At 34.9% G+C, this 24,932-nt stretch carries 21 protein-coding genes; 19 read left to right on the forward strand and 2 right to left on the reverse strand.

Annotated features, from left to right (window positions below; translation table 11 throughout):
• Nucleotides 1–2 precede the first annotated feature (2 nt).
• From AAGF08_RS03980 to AAGF08_RS04030, 11 genes are all read left to right on the forward strand, one after another.
• The gene (locus tag AAGF08_RS03980; RefSeq protein ID WP_343509729.1) at nt 3–581 is read left to right on the forward strand and encodes a hypothetical protein; all 579 of its coding nucleotides are present in this window, start codon (nt 3–5) and stop codon (nt 579–581) included.
• Complete coding sequence (locus tag AAGF08_RS03985) at nt 578–1,420, forward strand: hypothetical protein (RefSeq protein ID WP_343509730.1); 843 nt, start codon at nt 578–580, stop codon at nt 1,418–1,420. Before AAGF08_RS03980 ends, AAGF08_RS03985 begins: the two co-directional genes overlap by 4 nt.
• Nucleotides 1,407–3,857 carry a leucine-rich repeat domain-containing protein gene (locus AAGF08_RS03990; protein ID WP_343509731.1) on the forward strand — a complete coding sequence of 817 codons (2,451 nt, stop codon included), beginning with the start codon at nt 1,407–1,409 and terminating at the stop codon, nt 3,855–3,857. Before AAGF08_RS03985 ends, AAGF08_RS03990 begins: the two co-directional genes overlap by 14 nt.
• Nucleotides 3,858–4,092: 235 nt before the next feature.
• Nucleotides 4,093–5,640, forward strand: a complete 1,548-nt coding sequence (locus AAGF08_RS03995; RefSeq protein WP_343509732.1) for a hypothetical protein — start codon at nt 4,093–4,095, stop codon at nt 5,638–5,640.
• Nucleotides 5,628–7,172 (forward strand): hypothetical protein, encoded by a 1,545-nt coding sequence (locus AAGF08_RS04000; protein WP_343509733.1) that lies wholly within the window; start codon nt 5,628–5,630, stop codon nt 7,170–7,172. Before AAGF08_RS03995 ends, AAGF08_RS04000 begins: the two co-directional genes overlap by 13 nt.
• Before the next feature lie 263 nt (nt 7,173–7,435).
• Entirely contained in the window at nt 7,436–7,789 is a 354-nt protein-coding gene (locus tag AAGF08_RS04005; protein WP_343509734.1) for a four helix bundle protein, read from the forward strand.
• Nucleotides 7,790–7,848: 59 nt separating this feature from the next.
• A complete protein-coding gene (locus tag AAGF08_RS04010; protein ID WP_343509735.1) occupies nt 7,849–8,355 on the forward strand; it encodes a winged helix-turn-helix domain-containing protein in 507 nt (168 codons plus the stop codon).
• A 323-nt stretch (nt 8,356–8,678) separates the two neighbouring features.
• Nucleotides 8,679–9,506, forward strand: a complete 828-nt coding sequence (locus AAGF08_RS04015) for an ABC transporter permease (RefSeq protein WP_343509736.1) — start codon at nt 8,679–8,681, stop codon at nt 9,504–9,506.
• Between the two features lie 268 nt (nt 9,507–9,774).
• Nucleotides 9,775–10,053: a GIY-YIG nuclease family protein gene (locus AAGF08_RS04020; RefSeq protein WP_343509737.1), complete on the forward strand. Its 279-nt coding sequence runs from the start codon at nt 9,775–9,777 to the stop codon at nt 10,051–10,053.
• A gap of 207 nt (nt 10,054–10,260) precedes the next feature.
• On the forward strand, nt 10,261–10,920 hold the full coding sequence (locus AAGF08_RS04025; protein ID WP_343509738.1) for a GNAT family N-acetyltransferase: 660 nt from the start codon (nt 10,261–10,263) through the stop codon (nt 10,918–10,920).
• Between the two features lie 118 nt (nt 10,921–11,038).
• A complete protein-coding gene (locus AAGF08_RS04030; RefSeq protein ID WP_343509739.1) occupies nt 11,039–11,962 on the forward strand; it encodes a glycosyltransferase family 2 protein in 924 nt (307 codons plus the stop codon).
• Between the two features lie 66 nt (nt 11,963–12,028).
• Here the strand turns inward: AAGF08_RS04030 and AAGF08_RS04035 are convergent, their stop codons facing one another.
• Nucleotides 12,029–12,397 carry a four helix bundle protein gene (locus tag AAGF08_RS04035; protein WP_343509740.1) on the reverse strand — a complete coding sequence of 123 codons (369 nt, stop codon included), beginning with the start codon at nt 12,395–12,397 and terminating at the stop codon, nt 12,029–12,031.
• 193 nt (nt 12,398–12,590) lie between these two features.
• Here AAGF08_RS04035 and rffA point away from each other — a divergent pair, with 193 nt between their 5' ends.
• Nucleotides 12,591–13,751, forward strand: a complete 1,161-nt coding sequence (gene rffA / locus AAGF08_RS04040) for a dTDP-4-amino-4,6-dideoxygalactose transaminase (RefSeq protein ID WP_343509771.1) — start codon at nt 12,591–12,593, stop codon at nt 13,749–13,751.
• An 18-nt stretch (nt 13,752–13,769) separates the two neighbouring features.
• Here rffA and AAGF08_RS04045 read toward each other — a convergent pair whose 3' ends face one another.
• A complete protein-coding gene (locus tag AAGF08_RS04045; protein ID WP_343509741.1) occupies nt 13,770–17,405 on the reverse strand; it encodes a hypothetical protein in 3,636 nt (1,211 codons plus the stop codon).
• Nucleotides 17,406–17,975: 570 nt separating this feature from the next.
• Between AAGF08_RS04045 and AAGF08_RS04050 the strand changes: the two genes are divergently transcribed.
• The 7 genes from AAGF08_RS04050 to AAGF08_RS04080 are packed head-to-tail and all read left to right on the forward strand — an operon-like array spanning nt 17,976 to nt 24,902.
• Entirely contained in the window at nt 17,976–19,580 is a 1,605-nt protein-coding gene (locus AAGF08_RS04050; RefSeq protein ID WP_343509742.1) for an MBOAT family O-acyltransferase, read from the forward strand.
• Nucleotides 19,577–20,503: a hypothetical protein gene (locus AAGF08_RS04055; RefSeq protein WP_343509743.1), complete on the forward strand. Its 927-nt coding sequence runs from the start codon at nt 19,577–19,579 to the stop codon at nt 20,501–20,503. Before AAGF08_RS04050 ends, AAGF08_RS04055 begins: the two co-directional genes overlap by 4 nt.
• Nucleotides 20,500–21,195, forward strand: coding sequence for a hypothetical protein (locus tag AAGF08_RS04060; RefSeq protein WP_343509744.1), 696 nt, complete (start codon nt 20,500–20,502; stop codon nt 21,193–21,195). The genes AAGF08_RS04055 and AAGF08_RS04060 overlap by 4 nt, the downstream gene beginning before the upstream one ends.
• Complete coding sequence (locus AAGF08_RS04065; protein ID WP_343509746.1) at nt 21,196–22,074, forward strand: glycosyltransferase family 2 protein; 879 nt, start codon at nt 21,196–21,198, stop codon at nt 22,072–22,074.
• Entirely contained in the window at nt 22,053–22,841 is a 789-nt protein-coding gene (locus AAGF08_RS04070) for a glycosyltransferase (protein ID WP_343509747.1), read from the forward strand. The genes AAGF08_RS04065 and AAGF08_RS04070 overlap by 22 nt, the downstream gene beginning before the upstream one ends.
• The gene (locus tag AAGF08_RS04075; protein ID WP_343509748.1) at nt 22,841–24,112 is read left to right on the forward strand and encodes an ABC transporter ATP-binding protein; all 1,272 of its coding nucleotides are present in this window, start codon (nt 22,841–22,843) and stop codon (nt 24,110–24,112) included. Before AAGF08_RS04070 ends, AAGF08_RS04075 begins: the two co-directional genes overlap by 1 nt.
• Complete coding sequence (locus tag AAGF08_RS04080) at nt 24,096–24,902, forward strand: sulfotransferase domain-containing protein (RefSeq protein WP_343509749.1); 807 nt, start codon at nt 24,096–24,098, stop codon at nt 24,900–24,902. The genes AAGF08_RS04075 and AAGF08_RS04080 overlap by 17 nt, the downstream gene beginning before the upstream one ends.
• The last annotated feature ends 30 nt before the right edge of the window (nt 24,903–24,932 follow it).

The raw sequence follows: 24,932 nt of genomic DNA on the forward strand, positions 1-24,932 counted from the left end.
ACATGAAAAATAACTTATTCCTTATGTTGGGCCTTTTTTTGGCCACAACTGTAAGTGTATTCGCCCAGGCAGATGATATTAGCCCAGCTAGAAAGCAGGCAATAGATTCTCTGGCTTTAGAAAAAGTAAAAGATCTAAGTAAATATATCAGCATTATAGGAAGTAAGGAAACTCAATTTTCCGAAGCCAACCGAGTAATGGATAGAGCAGAGGAGCTTTTTGCTCCAGGAGCTGAAATGGGCGTTTCAAGCATCAATTCCAGTGAAATTGCATATTATAAGGTAAGACGCTACTTCGAAAGATTAATGGCCTTGAATTATGATAGAGTAAATATCACTTGGTATGATATTCAATATATTTCTGATCTGGAAAGACAACCTGATGGGAGATATGTAGGAGTAATTACCATATTCCAGAGATTCGAAGGAACTTCGATTGAAACAGGAATGAATTATAAGGATACCACCAAGAAAGACATTACCATTTATGTAGAGAAAAAGCAAACTCAAATTGCCGGACGAACCATCGAATTTTGGGATGTTATGTTAGGTGATGTAAGAGTTACGGAGACCTCCGCATGAGATTAATTCCTTTGATATTTGCGTTTTTTATCGCAAGCATCTCTTTTGTCTCGGGGCAGGGTTTAGGCAGCCCCGGGACAATAAAAGATGACGGCAGATTCGCAGCATCAACAAAACAAGTAAATCAATTTTTTAGAAGATTTAATGCAGAGGAGTCGCCAACTGATGGCAATATCCGGTATTATCCGACCGACTCTCTCTATCATAATAAAGCACTCAGAGAAGGCTTTTTAAAAGTCCTTTTTGATAACCAGACATCTTCCATTTCCCCGGATTTAAAGCAAGAATTTACGAGGAACGTCCTTTCAGAAACTTATCCTCAATATCTCAACTTTCATCGAGAAGGCTGGCTTGCTGAAGTTCAGACTGATTTCTTTTACAAAGGGAAAAGAGAGACAGCAACGCTTATATTAAAATTACAACCAGAAGGTTTGGGGTATGAATGGGTCATAGATAGGGTAAGTTTTCCCCCTTTTAAGGATCTTTTCAATAAGCCTGTAGGCGATGAAAAAGATTTTCTACATCCATTAAGTCATGAGTTAGGCTTTATGAATCTCCGTCGGGCCTTTCAGGATTCAAAAATGCCTGAAGCATTTACAAAATCCAGTTTCGAGCCTGATTATTTGACTCTGTTTTTATATGAGATGAAGTTAAATAACATTCGATTTGAAACAGTAAAAGATGTTAAATTCCATTTCTTTCAGATTGAAGGCTGGTATTTTGAAGTAAATCAATTTAACAGACCCGGGTTTAATACGGGTTGGTTGATTTCAAATCTGGCTAAATTAAATCCTGGAGATAAGGAAACCATCCTTAAGTATATTTATGATCAAGAATAGCGCATATATTTTTCTTTTTATTTCATTTTTCTTTAGCGTTACTGGCTTTGCCCAAAACATTAAAGGCTACACGCAAGAGGAAATAAAAGACTTTACAGGTAAAGTAGAGGATCAGGTTCGCTTTCTGGAATACTTGCTAAATACAGTAGGGAATGAGGAAACCCCCGCAAGAGATAAAGATGTGGTGATCAGGGAAAGTTATTTAAAGATTTTCCGTGATGCCCAAGTACAAGTAGAAGATGATCTTTTGCTGGATAGACAAGTAGTAACAAATAAAGATGTAACTGCTTATTTAAAAGACATAGAATTCTTTTTTGATAATGTCAATTTCAAGTTTAAAATAAGAGAAGTAAAACCCTCCCAAAAGGAAAATGGGGACGTATTCTTTGTAGTGTCACTAGATCGTACGATTACTGCTACGGGAAAGTCAGGCGAAAATATCTCGAATACAAAACCTCGTTTTGTGGAAATTAATCTTGAAAATAAATCCCAAGAGTTAAAAATCGCCAGTATCTATACGACGAAACTGAGTAGGGATGAGGAGCTTGCTGAATGGTGGGAAATACTTGACCCTAATTGGAAAATATTTCTGAAAGAAAAATTCCAGGTATCCGAATTCGATTCAGTCGATATAGACCTTCTATATCGTTTTGTAAGCATGGATTCATTGGATATCTCAGGAACTGATTCCTTATTAAATCTCAAGCCTTTGGAAGCTATGAGAGAATTGAAATATGTTGACTTGAGTAACACCCAGATTACTGAACTGGCCCCTATTTCAAATGTGACTTTTTTAGAATATCTGGATGTAAGTAACACACCGGCATCAGATATTCAATTCATCAAATACTCAGATAGATTAAAACACCTTGATATTTCTAAAACTGAGATCCGTCATATTGAGGAATTAGCGAATCTAAAAACCCTTACCAGTTTGAAGGCTGATTATACGCCCATTATGAGTTTTGCGGTGTTGAATGAATTTGATAGCCTCGAAAGCCTGAGCCTGGTCGAAAGTGGATTCAATAGTGCAGAGAATATTTCAAATCTGAAGAATTTAAGTTTTTTGGATTTAAGTCGAAATTATTTAATCAATTTCACTTCTCTTTCAGAATTGGAAGGCTTAAAATATTTGAATCTTTCAGAAACAAATATTCAGGATCTTACGCCACTGAATAAATTGGAAAATCTAGAGCAGGTGGATATCACAAGTACCCAAGTTGCTGATATTTCCGTCTTAAACTCTAAGCCAAAGTTGTATAAAGTCTTGGCTGATCAAACAAGGCTTTCAGTACTTGCTGCAGATAATTTCACCAGAAATAATCCTAAGGTTCTGTTAATCCACCATGTAAAAGATTTGGAAATTTGGTGGTCAGGGTTGTCCGATCCTTGGAAAGCTACGCTTAAGAAAGCTAACCCAAAAATCAGAACAGATAATCCCAATGTGGAAATCTTAACGGAAACCATTGGTCTGGAAGAGTTAGATATGAAAGGTGAGGGGATTTTAACTCTAAATCCAATCACTCGGTTTGTGAAACTCCATAAGCTTGATTTTTCAGATAATGAAATATCAGACTTATTGCCGCTTTCGGAGGTGAAGACCCTGGTAGAAATAGTTGGAAAAAATACCTCCGTAAAAGACATTTCTCCTATTAAAAATAATGAAATTCTAGAAAGGCTTGATTTAGAAGGATCACCTGTAGAAAGTATTATGGATGTCTTATCTCTTCCTGAACTCAGCTATTTAAATGTGAATAACTCTAGGATTTTTGAAGAGGAGGTGCCTGAAATTTTAATCCAAAAACCATCTTTGAATATTATTTATAGAACGGATGCCCTGATGACTTGGTGGTCAGAGCTGGATGAAGTATGGAAAACTCTTTTGAGAAAGCAGAACTCAACTCCAGAGAACCCAAACACAGAGCAACTTCATGCAATGACAGGGAAGTCTTCACTTGATTTTGAAAGGGTTTCTATTGGAAAGGTGGAAGCATTAACCATATTCAATAATCTGAGATCATTGACCATTTTTGATGCTCCTTTAATGGATATTTCACCGATTGGAGAAATGAAATTATTAAGGGTCCTAAAAATCTCTCAAGTTCCTGTTTCTAATTTTACACCGATTAGTTCCTTAAATCAACTGGAGGAATTGGATATCTCCAATACTGGTATTTCAGATTTAGCTCCTTTGGCAAATTTGATCCATTTAAAAAAGCTGAATATCTCAGGTACGAACTTGAAAGTTTTAAAAGGACTTGAAGGCCTTATTAATCTTGAAGAGCTTGATGTCGCCAGTACCAATTTGAGATCTTTGAGACCCATCGAAGGTTTGACAAACTTGAAGAAGCTGTCTTGTTTTAATACTCGGCTAAATAGTAGATCAGTAAATAATTTTAAGGAATCTGTGCCAGATTGCGAGGTTCGGTATTATTAAATAAGGGGGGAAAAAATAAGAAAAAAAGTCCCTTAAAGATGTTCTAGAAAAAATGATGAGAAAAGTTGCTTAATCACCCTGACATAAAGGTATACAGATGAATTAAAAAAAAAATACCCAGTACTGGGTATTTTTTTGTTTAAAGGCATGGTATTTATCCACAATTTTGTACTTTATTCGGTATTTATTGTATTTAAATAGTACCGAATTTAAATAGTTGTTTTATCGGTTTCCAATGAATTTCAAGAGTCAAAGTCCTTTATTTTATTATTTTTTGTTTTTGACCCTTCTAGGATTATTGATTGTTTTTTTGGGGATTAATCGTGGTTTTGATGTTTCGGATGAAGGGCTCTATTTGCTCTTATTAGAGCCGACTCAAGCTAATGAAGGAGGGATTTACAACTATGATCTTTTCTTTAAGCTTTTTTATAAAATAACGGGTTTGGAATTCGGGATTATTGGTTCGAGAATACTAAGATTAATCAGTTACTTGATTGGAGCTTACGCATTAACACAGTTTTGGAAAGATATCCATAAAGAAAAGCAGCTTAATATATTGGTGTTTTTGATAGCTACAATGGGTTTATTTTCAGGTTATGCATTTCTTCCTCCTTCATTATCTTATAATTCTCTTTCCGTTGTATTAGCTTGCTTGTGGCTTTCCCTAATTTTTAAAAACTTTCCTGACTTCTTTCATACAATATGCCTTGGCCTCGTATTGGCCTTATTTTTTTATGTGAAAATCACAGTAGTATTGACGATAGGGTTTCTTACACTGGTTCTTTTTATTTCCAGAAAGCAAATGAATTGGAAAAGGCTTTTCCTGCTTTTGTTACCTCTATTTTTGCTGGAGGGAATATTTTATCTGGTATTTTCAGAATCTGGTATGACAAGGCTTCAAGATGGGTTTCAGATTATGGCCAATAGGACTGATTATAATTGGTTGAATATTTTGAAAAATAATTTAGTTGGAGTTTACTGGTCAATACTTGTTTTCATTCCTTTTTTCTTAATTCAAAAGATCCAATCAAAATTTAAGTTTGTACTGATCCTATTACCTCTGGTTTTTAGTATCTGGATTTTTAAGAAAACCATGATTACAGATGAATGGATGCATCTATTATTAATTGGGACCTTAAGTATTTTAGCCTGGTTAGTAGGAAACCTCTCTTTAAAAAAAATCAATAATTCTAAGAAAAGTATTTTTCTTATTCTGATGTTGCTTCCTTTTGCATTGCATTTTGGATCCAATGTTTACTTTATGAGATTGGGGATTCATTACTGGGTTTTTTGGGTTGTAGCTCTTTTGCTGATAATTGACTTTGAGAAAAGCCCCAATCAAAAAAAGATCATTCTTTTACTTCCAGTCAGCTCACTTATTTTACTCTTTAATGGGATCTGGTTACAACCTTTTGGTCAGATTAATCTTTCAAATTTTAACCAGGTTTGGGAATACAAAAAAGATAGGAGAATTTACCTAACCGAGGAGATGGTAGAAACATTAGAGGATGTTAAGTTAAAAATTCAGGATGCTGGCAAAGGGGAGGTATTAGCTGTTTATAGAAATCCTGGGTGGTTGGTTCTTTTGGGAAGGACCTCACCAAAATCTCCTGGAATTTGGGACTTAGATCAACTTCAATCTTTTTTCCCAAACTTTCCAAGTGGCTTTAATTTTATTTTATACTTTCCATATCAGCCTCTTCCAGATAATATTTCTAAAGATTTTGATTTGAAAAAGTACGATATCGCTCAGGGAGAAATAAATCTCTTATGGAAAAAATAGCAAATAAAGGATTCTTTTGGATTTGGGCTTTGATTGGGCTTTTCATCACGATTCTTATTTGGAATTTACCCTGGAGATTCCAAGTTAATGATGATGAAATCATGAGGTTATTGGCTTCAGGGGCATATACCGGGAAGCCCGAATCCTATGCTGTTTTTATTCATCCCATCCTAAGCTGGACATTTTCCAAACTTTATTTAATTGCTCCTCATATCGAATGGTATCCAGCCACTTGGAGCCTCGTTAATTATTGTTCTTTTTTAGTTCTTTTATATGTCACAGAAAAGGGCACTAATTTTCAAAGGTTTAAAGTTCTTTTAAACTTGGTTTTACTGGGACTTTTAATTCATTTAAGTTTCTTTCCTCAGTTTACCCTGATTGCAGGTTTTGCAGCGGTTGCCTCCCTTAGTTTAAGTTCTTTTACAAAATCTAAATTTGGTTTTGTGACAAGCCTAACTTTTTTTTTAGTAGCTCTTCTCATTCGTTGGGAATCAGTAATCATATGTACTTTTATAGCAGGCACTCTTCTTTGGTTAAGTAAAAGTTCAAATAAGAATGTTTTAGTGTTCAAGAACCTATATTTTTTGGTTTTAGCCATTTTTATTATTTCCTCCAAATGGATTTGGGAGAAAACTTCTGAATACAAAGATTTTTTGGAATTTAATAAGTCAAGATCTGGAGTTATCGATCATCCTGTGTTCTATCAAAATGCGAAAGAAGAATTAATTAGTAAGGGAGATGAATGGTTTTTCTTTTCAAGATGGTATTTTGAAGTTGGGCAAATATCGACAGAGAAGCTTAAAGCAAAAAAAGTACTATTAGACAAAGAGCTTTTCACTTGGGATCAATTCTTAAATACCTTTGAAAGGATCTTCGAAATTCAGAAAAAAGAGGCATTTAAATCATTTATCTCTTTGATCATATTTGGAATATTTCTTTTTTCCGATACAAAAAGGAAATGGTGGGCTTTGTTATTTTTTGGACTTTTATTCATTGGGTTAAACCATTTTTTTCTGCTGTATGGGAGAGTTACTTTACTGTTTTTTTTATGCCTGTTAATACCCATTCTGAATAAACCTACCCAATTGAATAATAGCAGGACTCTATTTGGTTTACACTTGATTTTGGTTTTAGGAATTCTTTTTCACTTTTCAAATTTTTTAACTGAAGCAAGGGGAAGGAAAATAATGGAAGATGAAATGAATTTATTAATATCTCAAATCCCTGAAGATGAACCAATATTTCTTGAAGGTTATCAGGAACATATGTTTCTCAGTAAATACAACGAAAATAATCCCACACCATTTATTTCAATGGGGTGGATCTCAAGATCTCCTTTTCAGAAACAGGCTTTAAGAAGGTTGGGGTATGAAAATTTTGAAGATATAACTTCTTACACCTTATTATCTATTCAAATGGATGAGCCTGTTGTATTTCCAGATTATATGGAAAGTGTAATCTCTGGATTTAATCTATATGAAACGGTGGAGTCTGATAATTTTGTCCTTTCGAGATTTAGAAAAAATCAATAAGTCTGAAATACCAGTTTTTCATTCCTTAAATCAAGGGATCCAAATGAAACTTTTTATTTCCCTTTCTACCATAATTCCTATTCTACAACTGGAAAATTTGCATTTCACAAACAACCGAGTAATTTTATTACTCAGTCTCTGCTAGCTCAACTCTTAAAGCAAATTTTAGCTAAAAGTGTGTAAGTGAAAGGGCGAAGCTTTTTAAAGTTTAAAGTGTATAGTTCCAAGTTTAAAGTTTTTGAATGAAAGTATATTTTTAAATTATGGATAACCCGATACAAAAAAGAACTTTGAAATTTGCTGAGATTATTCTTGATGCTTATCTGGAATTGAGGACCAAGGGACATTTTCTGTTAGCTGATCAATTGGTTGGTGCCGGAACTTCAATTGGTGCTAATATCGATGAAGCACAGGCTGCTCATTCCAAACTTGATTTCATAAGTAAATTAACTATTGCTAATAAAGAAGCCCGAGAAACCCAATATTGGCTGAATATCCTAGATAAAGAGGGGTTGCTGTTAGACTTTCCTGAAAAAAGAAATCGAAGAAATAATTCTGCTTTTAAATTCCATCATCAAAAAAGTCCAGAGAAGACCTCAAAAAGAATTAGATCTTAGGAATTGTTCACTAGGCTTTCACTTGCTTTAAACTATCCATTTTAAACTTTTAACTTTTTTTGCTCGAATCCCTCGTCACATCTAAAACTAGAATAAAGCTTCTCCTAAAGTTTTTTTCACATGCCAATTCAGGTTACTTGCGTTCGCTGGCCAAGGAATTTGAAGAATCAACAAATTCTGTTCGGGTAGAATTGAATCGTTTGACAGACGCAGGTTTATTGGTATCTGAAGAAGAAGGAAAAACAAAAGTTTATCGGGCTAATAACCAACATCCTTTTTACAATGAGATTAGAAATATGGTCTCTAAATTCCTAGGACTTGATGATTTAATGGAAAGAATTGTCAAAAGGATGGGAGATGTGGAAAAGGCTTATATCATTGGTGATTATGCACTGGGAATTGATTCAGGAACGGTAAGTATGATTTTGATCGGGAAAAATCTAGATAAGGAATATCTGGAATTTATTAAAGACAAAACCTATGAGAAAGTAAAGAGAAAAGTAGATGTTTCTATTCTAGAAAGTGATCCAGGAAATATTCAGGGGATCTTGGTTTTTGGGAAATAATAGGCTTCCTACCTGCGGTAGGCAGGCGCCGAAATATTCCGTCTTCGGGGGATAAAAACAGAATCTTTTATTCTGAAATAGGGTTTACAGAACATAAAAGTCGCTATTATTTCATCTCTCTAATTGAGACGTATTTCCATTATATTTCCTAAAATATTTCGCTCCCGCAGGGGGCCTATTTCTACAGTATTTCAATAATTGTATTTCTTCCGAAGGACATATTTCAACTTTATTTCCAACCAACAACCAACAACCTTCCTACTTTGTCCTTAGCACTTCGTATCCCAAATACCTCATACCAAATTCCATTTACTTAACTCACCTTGGAACCTAAACAGCATTACAAAGTAATTCAGCCTACATCCGGCTGGCAACTCATTGATTTTAAAGAGCTCTGGAGGTATAAGGATCTTCTTTATTTCTTGACACTGAGAGGAATCAAAGCTCGTTACGCCCAATCAATTCTAGGAGTGGCATGGGCAATCATTCAGCCTTTGTTTACAACCTTGGTATTTACCGTTGTTTTTGGAAACTTGGCAAAAGTAGATTCAGATGGAATTCCTTATACACTTTTCTCTTATTTAGCTCTTTGGCCCTGGAATTACTTTTCTGGAACCTTAACTGAGTCTGCCAATTCGCTGATCCAGAATGCCAATATGATTACGAAAGTATATTTCCCCAGAATGGTTTTACCTCTTTCTTCCATTCTTTCAAAGCTTTTGGACTTCATTATTGCTTTTGTGGTGGTCATAGGCATGATGATTTATTATCAGATTACTCCGGGTTGGGGATTGTTGATATTGCCGCTTTTAATCATCCAACTCCTCATGTGTAGCCTTGGGATGGGAATGATGCTTTCTGCTATGGCAGTTAAATATCGAGATGTGAAACATGCACTTACTTTTGTAGTGCAACTCTTACTCTATGCAGCTCCTGTGGTTTATAGTACTACGGCGGTGCCTGATGCCTATCAAAAATTTTATATCCTCAATCCTATGGTAGGCGTAATTGAAGGGTTCAGAGCTGCTTTTCTTGGACGTCCGATGCCATGGGATTGGATTTGGCCCGGAGCCATTGTAGCCTTCATTTTATTTATTTTCGGAATGATGTATTTCCGCCGAATGGAACGGATTTTTGCGGATGTAGCTTAATTCTTTTTACTCTTTTAATAGATTAACAATTTACCAAAGCACCTAGTCATTTCGACCGAAGGGAGAAATCTCTTTCTTTGATGACCATTGAGATTTCTCAGTCGGATAAACAATTAAGTGGTAACACAAAGGTTCGTTTCCTCCTTCGAAATGACTGTAATAGTATTTCTTCGGATGATAATAGTCCATTTAACCAAAGCTCCTGGTCATTTCGATCTGCCACAGGCGAGAGAGAAATCTCATTTATTTCCACTTTTTGATAAAAAATGTGTTCGTTTACATTCTAACAAATAAGATTAAATCAACACTTTACATAGGTGTGACTAATGACCTTCAAAGAAGGTTGTTTGAGCATAAAAATGGCATTGGTTCTTTTAATTCATTTACCTCAAAATACAAATGCTTTTACTTGGTTCATTTTGAAGAATTCGGCACCCCTAAAGAGGCTATAGTTAGAGAAAAGGAACTTAAAAAGTGGAGGAGGGAGAAAAAGAATCAACTTATAGAGATTGAGAATCCTAATTGGGATTTTTTAGAAATTGATTAAGATTTCATTGAATGAAAATAGCCATTTAAACAAAGCCCCTGGTCATTTCGACAGAAGAGAGAAATCTCTTTCCTTGGTGACCATTGAGATTTCTCAGTCGGATAAACGATTAAGTGGTAACACTAAGATTCGTTTCCTCCTTCGAAATGACTGTGATTTGATTTCTTCGGATGATAACAGTCCATTTTACCAAAGGACATCTTACAAATGACCATCTACCGATTACCATTTGATAGTAGCCTTTTCAACTACCCCGTTGGGAAGACAATAATAACTGAGGAGTGGAATGAAGACGAGTTTATTGAGGCAGCGAAGGAGTTCCAACTAGTGTATATTTTTTCAGAAAATCCATTAAATATTTTGGATTCAAGAATCAGGTTGGTGGATACAAAAATCACCCTCGAAAAGAAATTACTTGATCCAAGGGGTACTATAGATATTAAGCCATATGATGGAGATCTTGATGGGGACCTGGTAAGCCTAGCTTATGTAAGTGGGGTTTACTCCCGATTTAAAACTGACACCAGACTGAAAAATGGGGAATTTGAGAATCTCTATAAAACCTGGATTGCAAAAGCATTAGAAAAAAAGGAGGTCTTGCTTGCTCCCGATAAGACCGGAATGGTAACTTTTTCTGTGGAATATGATTTGGGTAAGATTGGTTTGATTGCCGTTTCAAAAGAAAATCAAGGCCAAGGTTTAGGGACAAAGTTAGTTCAGGCAGCAGAATATCATGCTTTTCAAAAAGGCGCTAAAAAGATGCAGATTTCAACTCAAGCAAGTAATGTCCATGCTTGCAAATTTTACGAATCTTTAGGATATCAACCTCTTGGAAAAGTATGGGTATACCATTGGTGGAATGCCTGAGTTTTCAGGCCAAATCCTTTTTTCAGAAATTAGAAAAGATTGCTGACCTTGGGTTCACAGCCACAAACTATTCTCGATTAGTAACTAATTTTAAATACATATTTCTTTTAATTCATAAATGCTAATCTCCATCATCTCTCCTGTATATCGTGCAGAAAATACCCTGAGCGAACTCGTTTCCAGGATTGAAGCTTCGATTTCTGAACAAGATTATGAGATCATTTTGGTAGACGATGATAGTCCCGATAATTCATGGAATAAAATAGAAGATCTTGCCCAAATTCATCCTGAAATCAAGGGGATCAAACTATCACGGAATTTCGGACAGCATTATGCCATCACAGCTGGTTTAGATGCCGCAAAAGGGGATTGGGTAGTCGTAATGGATTGTGACTTGCAAGATAGACCGGAGGAGATTCCAAATCTACTCTCTAAAGCAATGGAAGGTTATGATGTGGTTTTAGCAAGAAGAATGGACCGTCAGGACAATTTTTTCAAAAGATTATCCTCTAAAATATTTTACAGGACCCTTGCATGGCTAACTGGTTCAGATCAAGATGAGACGATCGGGAATTTTGGGATTTATCACAGAAAAGTCATATCTCACATTGTGGCTATGCGTGAGCATATTCGGTATTTTCCAACCATGGTGAAGTGGGTTGGTTTCAGACAAACGACCTTAGATGTAATCCATGCAGGAAGAGAGGAAGGAGTAAGTAATTACAATTTTAAAAAGCTTTTTAATCTTGCCTTGGATATTATGCTTGCCTACTCGGATAAACCTATTCGACTAACAGTCAAGCTAGGTTTTGGAGTTGCATTTACCGGATTCCTTTTTGCCCTATATACCCTATATAAATATCTTCATGGTGATATTATCGTCGCCGGCTATGCCTCGCTGATTATTTCAATTTGGATGCTTACCGGGTTTCTTCTCATCACACTTGGAATGGTTGGGCTCTATATCGGTAAAACTTTTGAAGGAGTAAAAAATCGACCGATTTATATTGTTGAAAAAAGAACGCAAAACGGGCCATATTGAGTTGTCAGTTGTGGGTTATGAGTTGTCCTTTGATACTAATTGAAGGTTGACAATAGAGAATTTCGTTCATGTTTTCCACTTTTTTTTGACGTATTCAATGAACTTAAATGTCTTAGCACCTAAAACATCATATTCTATAATCAAATATTTGGCTTTAATTTCAAGATCAGGATAAAGCATCTTGATTTTTTCTAAATGATTAATTGTCTCCAGATTACTGGCATGAGAATAAATCAAAAATTTGATGAAATCAGCCTTATAGGTTCTTCGCCCGTAACCTTCTACGATATTTGAAACAACAGAGTCTGAAGACCGCCTAAGTTGGCTCCCCAATTCATATAATTCATACTTTGGAAGATTCATAGTGAATCTATGAGTTTCGAGAAACAAAGAAAATGCGCTTTGATATACTTCTAAATCTTTATAAGACTTCATATCATTAAAAATACAGTTTTAAATTAATCAATCAATCTATCTTCAGATAACTATATTCAACCCATAACCGACAACCGACAACCGACAACTCACAACCGATATCCGATAACTAACAACCCACAACCATTCCACCACGGCGGACAGGCAACAGACAACCGATAACCGACAACCCACAACCGAAATCAAAATCAAAATCCCCTTCAACAAACCTTATCTAACGGGTAAGGAGCTAGACTATATCCAATCCGCTGTAAAGTCAGGTAAGATCTCTGGAAATGGAGAATTTACCCAACGTTGTCAAAACTATTTTGAACAGCATTATGGATTTGAGAAATGCCTTTTGACATCTTCTTGTACGGATGCTTTGGAAATGGCAGCTTTGCTCTGCAATATCCAGCCCGGCGATGAGGTCATTATGCCTAGCTTTACTTTTGTTTCCACAGCTAATGCATTTGTGCTGAGAGGAGCAAAAATCATCTTCGCGGATAATAAAGCAGATCATCCGAATATCGATGAAAGCTTGATAGAGGAATTGATTACCCCCAAAACCAAAGCACTGGTAGTTGTTCATTACGCTGGGGTTCCCTGCGACATGGATTCCATCATGGAAATTGCCAAGCGGCACGGATTATTTGTGATCGAAGATGCAGCTCAAGCCATCGGATCCTTTTATAAAGGAAAAGCTCTGGGTAGCATGGGGCATCTGGGAACTATGAGTTTTCACGAAACCAAAAATATTCAATGTGGGGAAGGGGGGATGCTAATGATCAATGATCCTTCCATGATCCAAAGAGCTGAAATTCTCTGGGAGAAAGGAACGGATCGAGCTGCTTTTTTTCGGGGTGAAGTAAATAAATATGATTGGGTTGATATAGGAAGCTCTTTTCTTCCTTCAGATCTCAATGCTGCCTTCCTTTGGGCGCAATTGGAAGAATTAATTGTTATCCAAAGTCAAAGGAGTTCTATTTGGCAAGCCTATCATGAACTCTTGATTGAAGGAAGTACCCATCCTGAAATTTTTTCTAAAGCCTATCAAAGCTTGATTATCCGAGCCTCAAAAGGGTTGGACTTTAGTTGGCAAATGATAGAATATAAAGGAAACGCCCATCTTTTTTATTTGCTGTTCCAAAATGAATCTGACAGGTCCAAGTTTTCTTCCTATTTGTGGGAACGAGGAGTATTGTCAGTTTTTCACTATCAAAGCCTTCATCAATCTGACTTTTCCAAAAAGCACTTTCCAGATCAATACGCTCGTGAATTGCCGAATGCTGATTTCTTTTCATCATCCCTTCTTCGACTTCCACTTTTTTATGAACTGCCGGAGATGAGTCATAATTTTAAGGTATTTTTTTAATCCAGATGTTGCTTGAATCTATGGCTGTTTTTTTCCAATATTCAAACCTGGAATAAGTCGGCTCAACCCCTCATAAATAATTCCCACTGTTCCAACAACTACAGTCGAAATAGCTTCCAATTGACCTAAGAGTCCTCTGTTAAAATAGCTGATAATCCCTATTACTAAAATGGCAAAGAAACTTAATAACCAGGTATAGTTTGCCATGATCCCGTTTGCTTTGGTGTCTTTTTCAAACTCCAAAACCAACTCTTTTGGGCAGTTTTCGATGATAAAATATCGGAAAGTGACGTCAAAAAATAAATACTTGTTTTTAGGTTCATTAAAAAACAAAATTCCTTTTTGTAATAGCTCGGTAGAAACAGTTAGATTCTTGGAATTGATCAGTCCTTCTTTTGCCATGTAATAGCAGAATTTTTTTTCAAAAAAACTGAGTTCTGCCCATAGGTTCATGTAATAGGCTTTTTTATGCCTAAGGATTTTTATCAGCTCAAATTTTTGTTTTTCCCTCATTTCTTTTGGATCAGTTTTTTCCTCTGCAGGCTTTGAACCAAGAGAATTAGTCTCATTCTCGTTAAGTGGTTTAAATGGGTAGATTTTTTCCAATGGGACGTAAAAAAACACGTAATTGCTAAGAAGCTCTGTGATCGGTACTAGTTTTTCATTACTAGTTTGGGTAGATATTCCATAACGGTTCGTAATAAACTGCCTGATAGAAAAACCAGAGCCAAGTATTAAATAATCGTCTTTAAAATCCTTCTCCCAATTACTTAAAAGCTTAATAAAATCAACCTCTTTGGAAAGGCAATGGATATTTTTTACCAATACAATTTTTTGATTCTGTTGCGGTACAGTCTTATCGGACTTTTCAGATACCACTTCCTGATCAGCTTCATTACTTTTTTGGAGAGAAGAATTACAATCAAAGGATACTAATTCCATCTTTTCAGCCCCAGGAATGTTTTCCTTGATCCATATTAAAAAGTTATCGGTTTCAAGGCTAGTCAAGAAAACCCGCTTTCCTTCGATAAGTCCTTTTTGCTTTGCAGATCTTCGATCTTTGATTAGATCTAATTCTGTAATATCAAAACAAGTTTGAAGTAGTTTTTTTGTCAGGATATACATACCAGCCAATAATAAAATCAGTAATATGACCAAAGGGATAGTCAGATGTCCCCATTCAAAATCATATCCCAATTTCATGTTCGTGCTGGCACGATTTAGTTGATCTTCGTCAGCATATACTTGCTTGATAAGCTGGCCTTCAGAAAGATCTGCTAAGGTGGTGGTGAAATTTCTTCGGATCAATTCCGATTTCTCAGTGAAAAATTCTTCCGGCTCATCCATTATTAAATCGGCTTTCCAAATTTTACTTTCGATGTTATAAACCGTGTCATAAACTCCATAAGCAGGGAGAAAACCAATTGACAAAAAGAAAAAGAATATAAAAGTGGTGTAAAGCGTTTTAGGATTGTTCGGCTTGTATTTTTTATTTTTATTTCCAGAACCCCCATTATCAAGTATAAAACCGAGAGAAATAAGAATTAATTGAGCGAATGTAGCCGAAGCACTTTTATGGTTTTCTGGATCATCTTCTCCACTGAATTCTGACTTTTTCTTGTTTTTCATTTCCAGATCGACTCGTTCCTTTTCTTTTTGGGGAATCAGCCAAACAATCATTAAGCAGGAAATAAGATTAACTGTGAGGATCCACAATCTGTCATATATAGAAGTGTCAAATACTCCCAAAAGGAAGATTTGAAGAAAAATAACCAGTCCAAAAGCCCAAATTCCTTTTATATATGCCTGTCGCATATAAGGATTGAAAATCAGGGTTCTAAAGGGCGTCTTTTTCCAGTTAAGTTGTGTCCTATTGATGAATGAGTAGTAGATGAAACCGACAAGGATAACTAATAACAAGAGATACAAAAATAGGATAGCAATACTTTCCAAGCCTACGATCGCCTTAAATCGATGACCTAAATTAAAGTCAATAAAATAGACAAGGTAGAGGTCGGAATCCAGCTCGTTAAATTCAAGAGGAAGTATTAAGCCTTTGTAGAAATTTCCATTCAATCGAAGGTCTAAAACCTGTTTTTCAGCATCTTTTCTATTTAATAGAATCTTAATTTCCTGGGCTTTTTCATCACTGACTAAGTCTCCTATCGACTGTATTGGAGTTCTGATTTGTTTGGAGCTATAGATTACACTACCATCCTTTTTTATTACAAAAAATCTCCGAGTTGAGTCCAGCGCTATTTCTTGGGATTTAATACTGAATGTTAAAGCTTTTACAGGTACCGCAATATCTAGCACATCTTGGGTGCTTATGACCAATTCCGGTTTGCCATTTCTTCTTGAAAATATCCGGGTTAAAAAATATTTGCTTTTCGGATTTTTTTTAAAATAATCGAAATACTTCCGATCATCGATATTGATAAATGCGGGATTTCCTTCGGGATCCAGTTTACCGAAACCCTTGATGGAATCATATACTTCAAAATCATTGATATATCCCGAAACCGATATGGTTATTTTTTCATTGATTTTAATAAGATTCATTATAGAATCGCTAAGTCTTTTTTGTTGACTGAAATCCTTGATGCTACTTAAGCTTTCAATGGTTGATCTTAATGTTTCGGCATTATCTTCCTCATGCTCTTCGAATGAAATTAGATTTCCCTGTAAAAAATAGGCAGAGCTCCAACCTAAGACCACGAAAAGAAAAAACAAGGAAATGGCATTTGAAAAAATAGTTCGCTGTTTAATCACGTCTCCAGGCCGGATTCCTAAGAATGAGAATACGGGTATCCCAACTACCAACAGGATAACCAAGATCAAAAGAATCACCAACAAGTTATAATTTACTTTATAGGAGGCGTTTTCTAAATGATCTTCAGAAATTGCTCCCAATACATAAAAACTCTTGTTTTCCAGCTGTACCTGTGTCAGTGCCGCCTGATAATTTTTATTTAATAAGGTAATATTTAATACTTGAGAGCCTGTTTTATAGACACTGCTGCTATCGGATAAATTTATACCTGTACCTGCCCATTCCTCTGGGTATTGGATTACTCCGGTAGAATCCAACATCATCAACTGATCGAAAAAGACATTTGAGGTATTGTCTTTTTGGAATAGGTAGTCGATAGCTACTGTTGCATCAAATTGAAGTGTATCCGTATCAAGAGCAAACTTATCATTATCCGGGTCAAAATAGTCCTTTAAAGCAGCTTCATGATCCAGATTGAAATGTGTTAGCCAATCTGAAATATCCTTCCCATCTATATTTTGAACTTTCAGGTTCCTTTTGGAGAGATAAATACTAGGTTCGTTTTTATAGGGACTCGATAGTTTTAGATCATATAAAAAATCCGAGTCATTCGCTATTGTATTCGCAAAATTTGCATAGCTATCTATTCCGTTATTCTGCTTATTGCTAGTTAAGATCTTTATTTTGAGTTGGGTAAGAATTTCGTCTTTGGAGGCGGTATAGGCCTCTACAATATTTTTCTTGACCAGAAACATATTCTGCTCCACACTAAATTCGAGCTCCTTACGGTTTTCTTGAGACTGATGAAATAGAAAAATCATCAAAACACCCAAGATGACCATGAACCCAATTCCAACTCCCCATGTACTTTTTTTTGCCATCTTCTAAGGATTTAAATTAAACAGTCTCTCAAACCCAAAATGGGTGATCGTTAAAAGATTTTTATTTGTGCTAAAAATCATCGAAATGAAAAAAACACTAAAACAGCTTTATAAGCTTCAAGCTCAATGGTTTATTAATTTGTCAATAAAATCTTGAAATACATAATGAAAAAGAATTTTATATGGCTCGTGGCATAGAATCAAAAAAAACAGAGCTGAAATTGCTTTTCCAAAACTACCGAGTAAATTTATTACTCAGTCCAGAGAGGTGTCTAAAATGAAATGTCCTTGCTTGAAGTTTTTTTGAAAGCGAAGCAATGGCAATAAGAATCGGATACCAGTCATTTCGACTCAAAGGAGAAATCTCTCAATAGAAATGATTCTATGGAAGTGAAAAGCAAACTTGATCTCTTAGCTCAATCCAAAAGTGTGAGTGAAAGGGCGAAGCTGTGCCCAGCCTGCCTACCGGATGTAGGGGAGCAGTTCACAGTTAGCAGTAAATCAGTAGAACAGAGAACAAACAACTAGTACTCACTACAGCTATCTGACCTTCTAATTTTAAATTCTTAAGTGCTTTTCAACTCCCTCACTTTTCTGATTTTCTTACCAATAGTATTTCTATTATACTGGTTTGTATTTCAGAAGAACTTGAAGCTTCAGAATGCCTTTCTCCTACTTTCCAGTTATATATTTTATGGCTGGTGGGATTGGAGATTTCTTGGATTGATCATAGCTAGCTCAGCAGTGGATTATTGGTGTGGATTGAAGTTAGGAAAAGTCATCTCGACCAATAACCTAGTCATTTCGACCGAAGGGAGAAATCTCAATGACGATAGTAAAGTAGAAGAAGAGATTTCTCTCTCCGTAAACTCCGTTCGAAATGACCGATACACCAAGTCACCTCGAACGCAGAGAGTGGTCTCTTTTGATGGGAATAACGGTTCCAACTGGAAATCTTGGTTTAAAGGAAGAAAGAAGTACCTGACTCTAAGCCTCGCCTTCAACCTAGGCATGTTGGGTTTCTTCAAGTACTTTAATTTCTTTATAGACTCAGCAACCGATTTTATCTCTTTATTAGGGTTTCAACCCCATATCAGTACGTTAAACTTAATTCTTCCTGTAGGCATCAGTTTTTATACCTTTCAGACTTTAAGTTATACGATAGATGTTTATAGAGGAAATCTAAAACCCACCAAAGATCCAATCGCCTTCTTCACCTTTGTGGCATTTTTCCCTCAACTGGTCGCAGGTCCCATAGAAAGAGCCTCTAATCTCTTACCTCAGTTTTTCAAGAAAAGGAAGTTCGAATATCAGCAAGGATCAGATGGAATGAAGCTGATTCTTTGGGGTTTATTTAAAAAGATGGTGATTGCAGATAATTGTGCCTTGGTTGTTAACCCCATCTTTGAGAATTACCAAACTGCTTCCGGGCTTGAACTGATGATGGGAGCTATTCTCTTCGCTTTTCAGATTTATGGAGACTTCTCAGGTTATTCTGATATAGCTATAGGAGTGGCCAAGCTCTTTGGTTTTGATCTGATGACTAACTTCCGTACTCCTTATTTCAGTAGGGATATTGCTGAATTTTGGCGCAGATGGCATATTTCTCTTTCTACTTGGTTTCGAGATTATGTCTATATCCCATTGGGAGGTAGTAGGGTACCCAAAGCAAAAGCCATCCGAAATATCTTTATCGTATTCTTGGTATCTGGATTCTGGCATGGAGCCAACTGGACCTTTATCACATGGGGAGGAATTCACGCAGCCTTGTTTATCCCGATCTTTTTGATTGGGAAGAATAGATCTCATTTGCATGAAAGCGAGCACCTTTTTCCTTCTTTCAAGGAAGTCTTTCAAATGATATCAACATTTGCATTAGTTTGTATTTCTTGGGTGTTTTTCAGGGCGGATACAGTAGGTGATGCTTGGGGGTATTTAAGTGGTATGATTAAGCATCCAATAATGCCAAATAATTTCGCTTGGATTGGTTATGATATTAGAATAGCGTCATTGGTATTTCTTGTATTAGAGTGGATCGGAAGGTACCAGTTTAACTGGATGAAAAAGTTAGAGGGGATGTGGTTTAGGTATGTAGCTTATATATTGACTGCATTTTTGATTGTATTCTGGGGTGTGTTTACTGAGACGAAGGAGTTTATTTACTTTCAGTTTTGAAAAGATTTATTACCAAAACATTTCTCTTAATCACTATTCTTACTGGTATTGTTTATGGAGTGGATTATTTAATTCAAGAAGGTATAAAGACATCTTCCTACCGAGAAATCAGCAAATGGAATGAAGTAGTAGAAGGGGGAATTGATGCTGAAATTTTAATAGTCGGTTCCTCGAGAGCCCTAGTTCATTTTGACCCTAAAATGATTGAAGAAAGTACTGGGTTGATTTGTTATAATCTAGGTTTAGATGGTAGTAAATATAATTCCCAAGAAAAAGTGTTGGAATTATATTTAGAGCACAACAAGCCTCCAAAAATTATTTATTGGTCACTTGATTATAGTTCTTTTAAAAAATTGGAAGGTATTTATAGGTATGAGCAGTTTATCCCTTTTTGGACAGAAAAATCAATTAAATCAATTTTACGGTTGAATAAGGGAATGGATTTGGATTACCTCAATTACCCAATAGCCCGATTTTCAAATAATCCTTCCATAAAATATAGAGGATTACTTGCCTATACTCCAATACGATTTCATGAACCGAACCTTTACAAAGGATTTAGAAAGCCTTATCAAACTTGGGATGGGAAATTTGATCAATTAATAGAAAACAATGAAAGTATTTCTCAAGGAATTGATTCTTTAATTTTTAATGATTTTGTTCATAATTCAATTAAACTTAAGGAAATGGGTATAGAAATACGTTGGATAGTTTCGCCATATTATATAGGGGCTCAAAAAGTAATTTCTAACTCCTCTGATATAATTGATATTTATTCCGATACCGCCTCTGAATTGAAAATACCTTTTATTGATATGACAGGAGATTCAATTTCTTTCAAAAAGAAATATTTTTATAATGGAAGTCATTTGAATGCAGATGGTGTTAATAAGTTTTCAAAATCGCTATTAATAGAGGAATGAAAAAAAGAAGGGTAATTTCTTTATTTCATCAATTTTATAAAGAACTTAAAATAGCAAAAGTAAAAGGTAAGTCAGCTTTAATACCTATTAAACATTTACCCGATTATATTCAACAAAACAGAATTAAAAAGGATTTTATCTCTGAAGGGATACCATGGATGACCGTTCCTGCAGTAAAATTTTTAAAAAAATATATTACTAAGAATAGTAAAGGATTTGAATATGGTTCTGGAGCTTCCACACTTTTTTTTGCTAATAAAGGGGTTGATCTTGTCTCGATTGATCACAATTCTGAATGGTTTGAAAAAATTAAAAATGTTCTTGATCTTTATCATATTTCAAATGTTAATTATTTTCTAGTTGAACCTGATGGGAATTCAGAAGTGGAAGGTGTTTTTTCCAAAAAAGAGAAAAAATATATAAATAAAGATTTTTCGGTTTATGCGAAATTTATTCAATCCTACCCTGATCGATACTTTGATTTTATTGTTATTGATGGGAGAGTGAGATTAGAATGTCTTAAATATTCGCTATCAAAGTTGAAAAAAGGAGGGATTTTAATTTTTGATAATGCTGATAGGGAAGAGTATAAAATGGAATTATTGAAAATAAAAAGTCATTTAAAATTATCCGAATATACTGTAACAGCTAATCATCTTTATTTTTCTCAAACAAATATCTATCAGTTTTAGGTGGGGTTTAAAGTATCAATTATAATACCTGTTTTTAATAGAGCAGATTTAGTTTTAGAAACGCTTGAATCAATTGAAAACCAAACGTTTAAAAATTGGGAATGCCTGATTCTAGATGATGGCTCTGTTGATTCTACGGCCTCTGTAATAAATGAATTTATAAAGGATAAATCTAAATATTTTCTTTTCAACCGACCCGAAAGTAGTATAAAAGGTGCTCCATCCTGTAGAAATATTGGTTTTAATTTATCCAAAGGAGATTTTATTCAGTGGTTTGATTCTGACGACATCATGCATCCTACCATGCTTGAAGAAAAGGTGACTGCACTTATCTCGAATCCTACATTAGATTTTGTGGTTGCTAAAATGGATGATTTGATAAACGGTGATATAAAAACAAATTATTACAATTTAAATTCTGATAATTTGATTTTTGATTATATAAGAAATAAAGTTTATTTCTTTACACCTGGTCCACTCTTTCGGAAATCATTCCTTTTAGATAAGAAATTATTTAATACTGATTTAAAACGACATCAAGAAAGTGAATTCTATTTTAGACTACTTTTATTAAATCCTAATTTCCTTGTTATTAATAAGAGTCTGTCTTTGAGGCGCATTCATGATAATAGTATTAAATCAACTATTTCTCAAAAGGATGAAAAACACTTATTTCTTATTTTATTAGGAAGTTATTTAAGATCAATTTCAAATTTTAATTTGAGTGTTTGGAACAATCAATTATTTATTTACTTTTTGAAATGGTCAAGAAGTTCTATTAAGTTTTTTTTAAATTATCTTGACTTTAGATTTTTGTATTGTGGAATTCAATTATTCAGTTATTCAATAGTTATTAATTGGAAAAAAAAGTTTCAGTAATAATACCTGTTTTTGAGGCAGAAGAATATATTGAAGAAGCTGTAAAATCCACTCTAGGTTTTTCAGAAATTGGTGAAGTTATTTTGGTCGAAGATGGTAGTAAGGATAATTCTTTTTTAAAATGTAAAAAATTAGAGTCCGATTTTGAATTTATAAAATTGGTCTCTCATACTAATAGAGAAAATAAGGGAGCTTCTGCTTCAAGAAATTTAGGTATTAAATTAGCGAATTTCCCTTTTATAGCATTTTTAGATGCTGATGATTATTTTCAACCAAATCGATTTAAATCGTTTCGGGATTTTTTTGAAAAATCTATTGATTTTGATGGGATATATGAACCAGTTCAATATTTCAATGGATCTCAGAAGATCTATAGAATCAAAAAAAATATACCACCTGAAAAACTCCTCCATTATTTAATTCGAGGCACTTACGGACATTTTCATACCAATGGGTTACTCGTTAAGAAAGATTTGTTAATTAAAGCTGGTTTATTCAATGAATCACTTCGGTTGCATCAAGACTCAGAATTATGGTTGAAATTAGCATTCTACGGTCGGTTAGTTTCAGGAAATATAAATACTCCAGTTGCAATGGTTCGAGTTCATTCGGGAAATAGAATTTGGAGTGGCACTTCCAATGTATCAAGATTTTTGCAGTGGAGAGTTACATGGGCTTGGGCATGGAATAAGCCCATTGGTTTGTTAAATAAATTCCTGATCCTCCGCAAGCTTTTAAAATATAAAATAGGCTCATTAAGTGAATAATGTCTAGATCAGTAATCAAAGTTGAGAATCTTTCTAAGCGCTATCGTTTAGGTCTAAAAGAAAAAAAAGCAGAAACTTTAGCTGGTCAAGTTGCAAACCTTATTAAATCGCCCTGGCAGAATCTTAAAAGACTTCAGGCACTAAATAAGTTTGGAGCTGAAGATGAATCTGTTTTTTGGGCGCTCAAAGAGATCAATTTCGAGGTGGAGGAAGGAGAAGTTTTAGGGATTATCGGAAAAAATGGTGCTGGGAAATCCACCTTACTGAAAATCCTCTCCCAGATTACAGATCCCACTTCAGGGAAGATCGAAATCCGAGGAAGGGTAGCTTCACTTTTAGAAGTGGGGACGGGTTTTCATCCGGAACTCACGGGTAGGGAAAATATCTATATGAATGGAACCATTCTCGGGATGACCCGTCGGGAAATAGATTCCAAACTGGATGAAATTATTGATTTTTCAGGAGTGGAAAAGTTTATTGATACACCAGTTAAGTTTTATTCCTCGGGTATGAAAGTTCGTCTAGGGTTTTCAGTTGCAGCTCATTTAGAACCAGAGATCTTAATCATTGATGAGGTTCTTTCTGTAGGGGATTATGAATTTCAGGCCAAATGTCTTGGCAAAATGGAGGAAGTAAGCAAAAATCAGGGAAGAACAGTATTATTTGTAAGTCATCATCTTCCTTCAGTTAAAACTTTATGTTCCAGAGCTATATTATTATCGAATGGCGCATTAGTAAAAAATGGTAATGTTGATGAGACAGTAAACTTCTATTTAAATACCTCTGGTTCCAATACTTTGTCTTCTTCCTATCATAAGTCCATTTCCAGTGATTCTATTTTTGATATTTCCAGTGTTTGCTTAAAAAATAGGGCAGATGAAATAACAGATACTTTTGAAGACACGGATGAAATTGTATTGGAAATAAATTATTCTTTAAAAGAGAATCTAAAGGGAGCTAGATTAGTCATTCAGCTAATCGATACAAATGATGTGATAGTTTTTGCTTCTACAAACCAACAAGTTTTAACCTATTCTTTGGATGCGGGAAAATATTCAACGAAATGTTTTATCCCGGATAGGATATTAAGGGATGGTCAATACAAGATCAGACTTCATGCTGGTCAGCCTGGGGTGAACTATTTATTGCATCCTAAAGACTATTTAGCTTTTAGGGTACTTTCTTCAGGATTACACGGGTCAACTAGAAAAGAAAAATGGCCAGGAATTATTGCCCCTCAACTATTATGGAATAATGAAAAAATTGATTGAACTATTTAAAAATTCTCCCTCAAAAAAGGAGAGGAATCTAGAAGACTTAATAGAAAGAAATTTTTTAATTCCGATTGAAGAATTTTCTGAAAAAGATATTTTCATTGTTGGATATCCAAAATCTGGAAATACTTGGATGCAATCTTTGATTTCTGGATTAGTATACGGGATTAGTACAGAATATTTACCTGAATCCTTAGCTCAAGAATTGGTTCCTGATGTTCATGCTCGAACTTACTATAAAAGATTTTCTGAAATAAATTTTTTCAAATCACATAATCTCCCCGACGAAAGATATAGAAGAGTCATTTACCTAGTAAGAGATGGAAGAGATGTCATGGTTTCTTATGAGAACTACTTGAATATAATTAATAAGGAAACGTCAATGAAAGATATGATAACTGAGGGAAAGAATCTTTTTCCTTGTAAATGGGATTTTCATGTAAGAGAATGGATGGAAAATCCATATCATTCAGATATGATAATTATTCGATATGAGGACTTACTTGAAGATCCAATAAACGAATTAAAAAAAGTATGTGAGTTTGCAAATATTGAAAGGGATGAGCTTCTGCTAAAAAGAATTGTCGAAGGGTGTCATATAGAAAAAATGCGGAAACGAGTTTCTAAAAGTAAAGGAATGGCTCATAAAGATCTAAAAGGAGAAAAAGGAGTATTGTTTTTTAATCAAGGAAAATCAAAAAGCTACAAGGATAAATTTGAGAAGGATTTGCTTGAATACTTTGAGTCGGAGTCAAAAAATGAGCTGGAGTTATTTAACTATGTCTAGTTTTATTTTCATACTTAGAGATTATAATCG

Source organism: Algoriphagus sp. SE2 (genome assembly GCF_039563885.1).
Taxonomy (GTDB): domain Bacteria; phylum Bacteroidota; class Bacteroidia; order Cytophagales; family Cyclobacteriaceae; genus Algoriphagus.

Bases quoted from the DNA above. Each gene is read 5' to 3' on its own strand.
- AAGF08_RS04035 (WP_343509740.1), bottom strand. From the start codon at position 12,397: ATGAAGTCTTATAAAGATTTAGAAGTATATCAAAGCGCATTTTCTTTG.
- AAGF08_RS04000 (WP_343509733.1), top strand. From the start codon at position 5,628: ATGGAAAAAATAGCAAATAAAGGATTCTTTTGGATTTGGGCTTTGATT.
- AAGF08_RS04025 (WP_343509738.1), top strand. From the start codon at position 10,261: ATGACCATCTACCGATTACCATTTGATAGTAGCCTTTTCAACTACCCC.
- AAGF08_RS03995 (WP_343509732.1), top strand. From the start codon at position 4,093: ATGAATTTCAAGAGTCAAAGTCCTTTATTTTATTATTTTTTGTTTTTG.
- AAGF08_RS03980 (WP_343509729.1), top strand. From the start codon at position 3: ATGAAAAATAACTTATTCCTTATGTTGGGCCTTTTTTTGGCCACAACT.
- AAGF08_RS04030 (WP_343509739.1), top strand. From the start codon at position 11,039: ATGCTAATCTCCATCATCTCTCCTGTATATCGTGCAGAAAATACCCTG.
- AAGF08_RS03985 (WP_343509730.1), top strand. From the start codon at position 578: ATGAGATTAATTCCTTTGATATTTGCGTTTTTTATCGCAAGCATCTCT.
- AAGF08_RS04075 (WP_343509748.1), top strand. From the start codon at position 22,841: ATGTCTAGATCAGTAATCAAAGTTGAGAATCTTTCTAAGCGCTATCGT.
- AAGF08_RS04060 (WP_343509744.1), top strand. From the start codon at position 20,500: ATGAAAAAAAGAAGGGTAATTTCTTTATTTCATCAATTTTATAAAGAA.
- AAGF08_RS03990 (WP_343509731.1), top strand. From the start codon at position 1,407: ATGATCAAGAATAGCGCATATATTTTTCTTTTTATTTCATTTTTCTTT.
- AAGF08_RS04005 (WP_343509734.1), top strand. From the start codon at position 7,436: ATGGATAACCCGATACAAAAAAGAACTTTGAAATTTGCTGAGATTATT.
- AAGF08_RS04080 (WP_343509749.1), top strand. From the start codon at position 24,096: ATGAAAAAATTGATTGAACTATTTAAAAATTCTCCCTCAAAAAAGGAG.
- AAGF08_RS04045 (WP_343509741.1), bottom strand. From the start codon at position 17,405: ATGGCAAAAAAAAGTACATGGGGAGTTGGAATTGGGTTCATGGTCATC.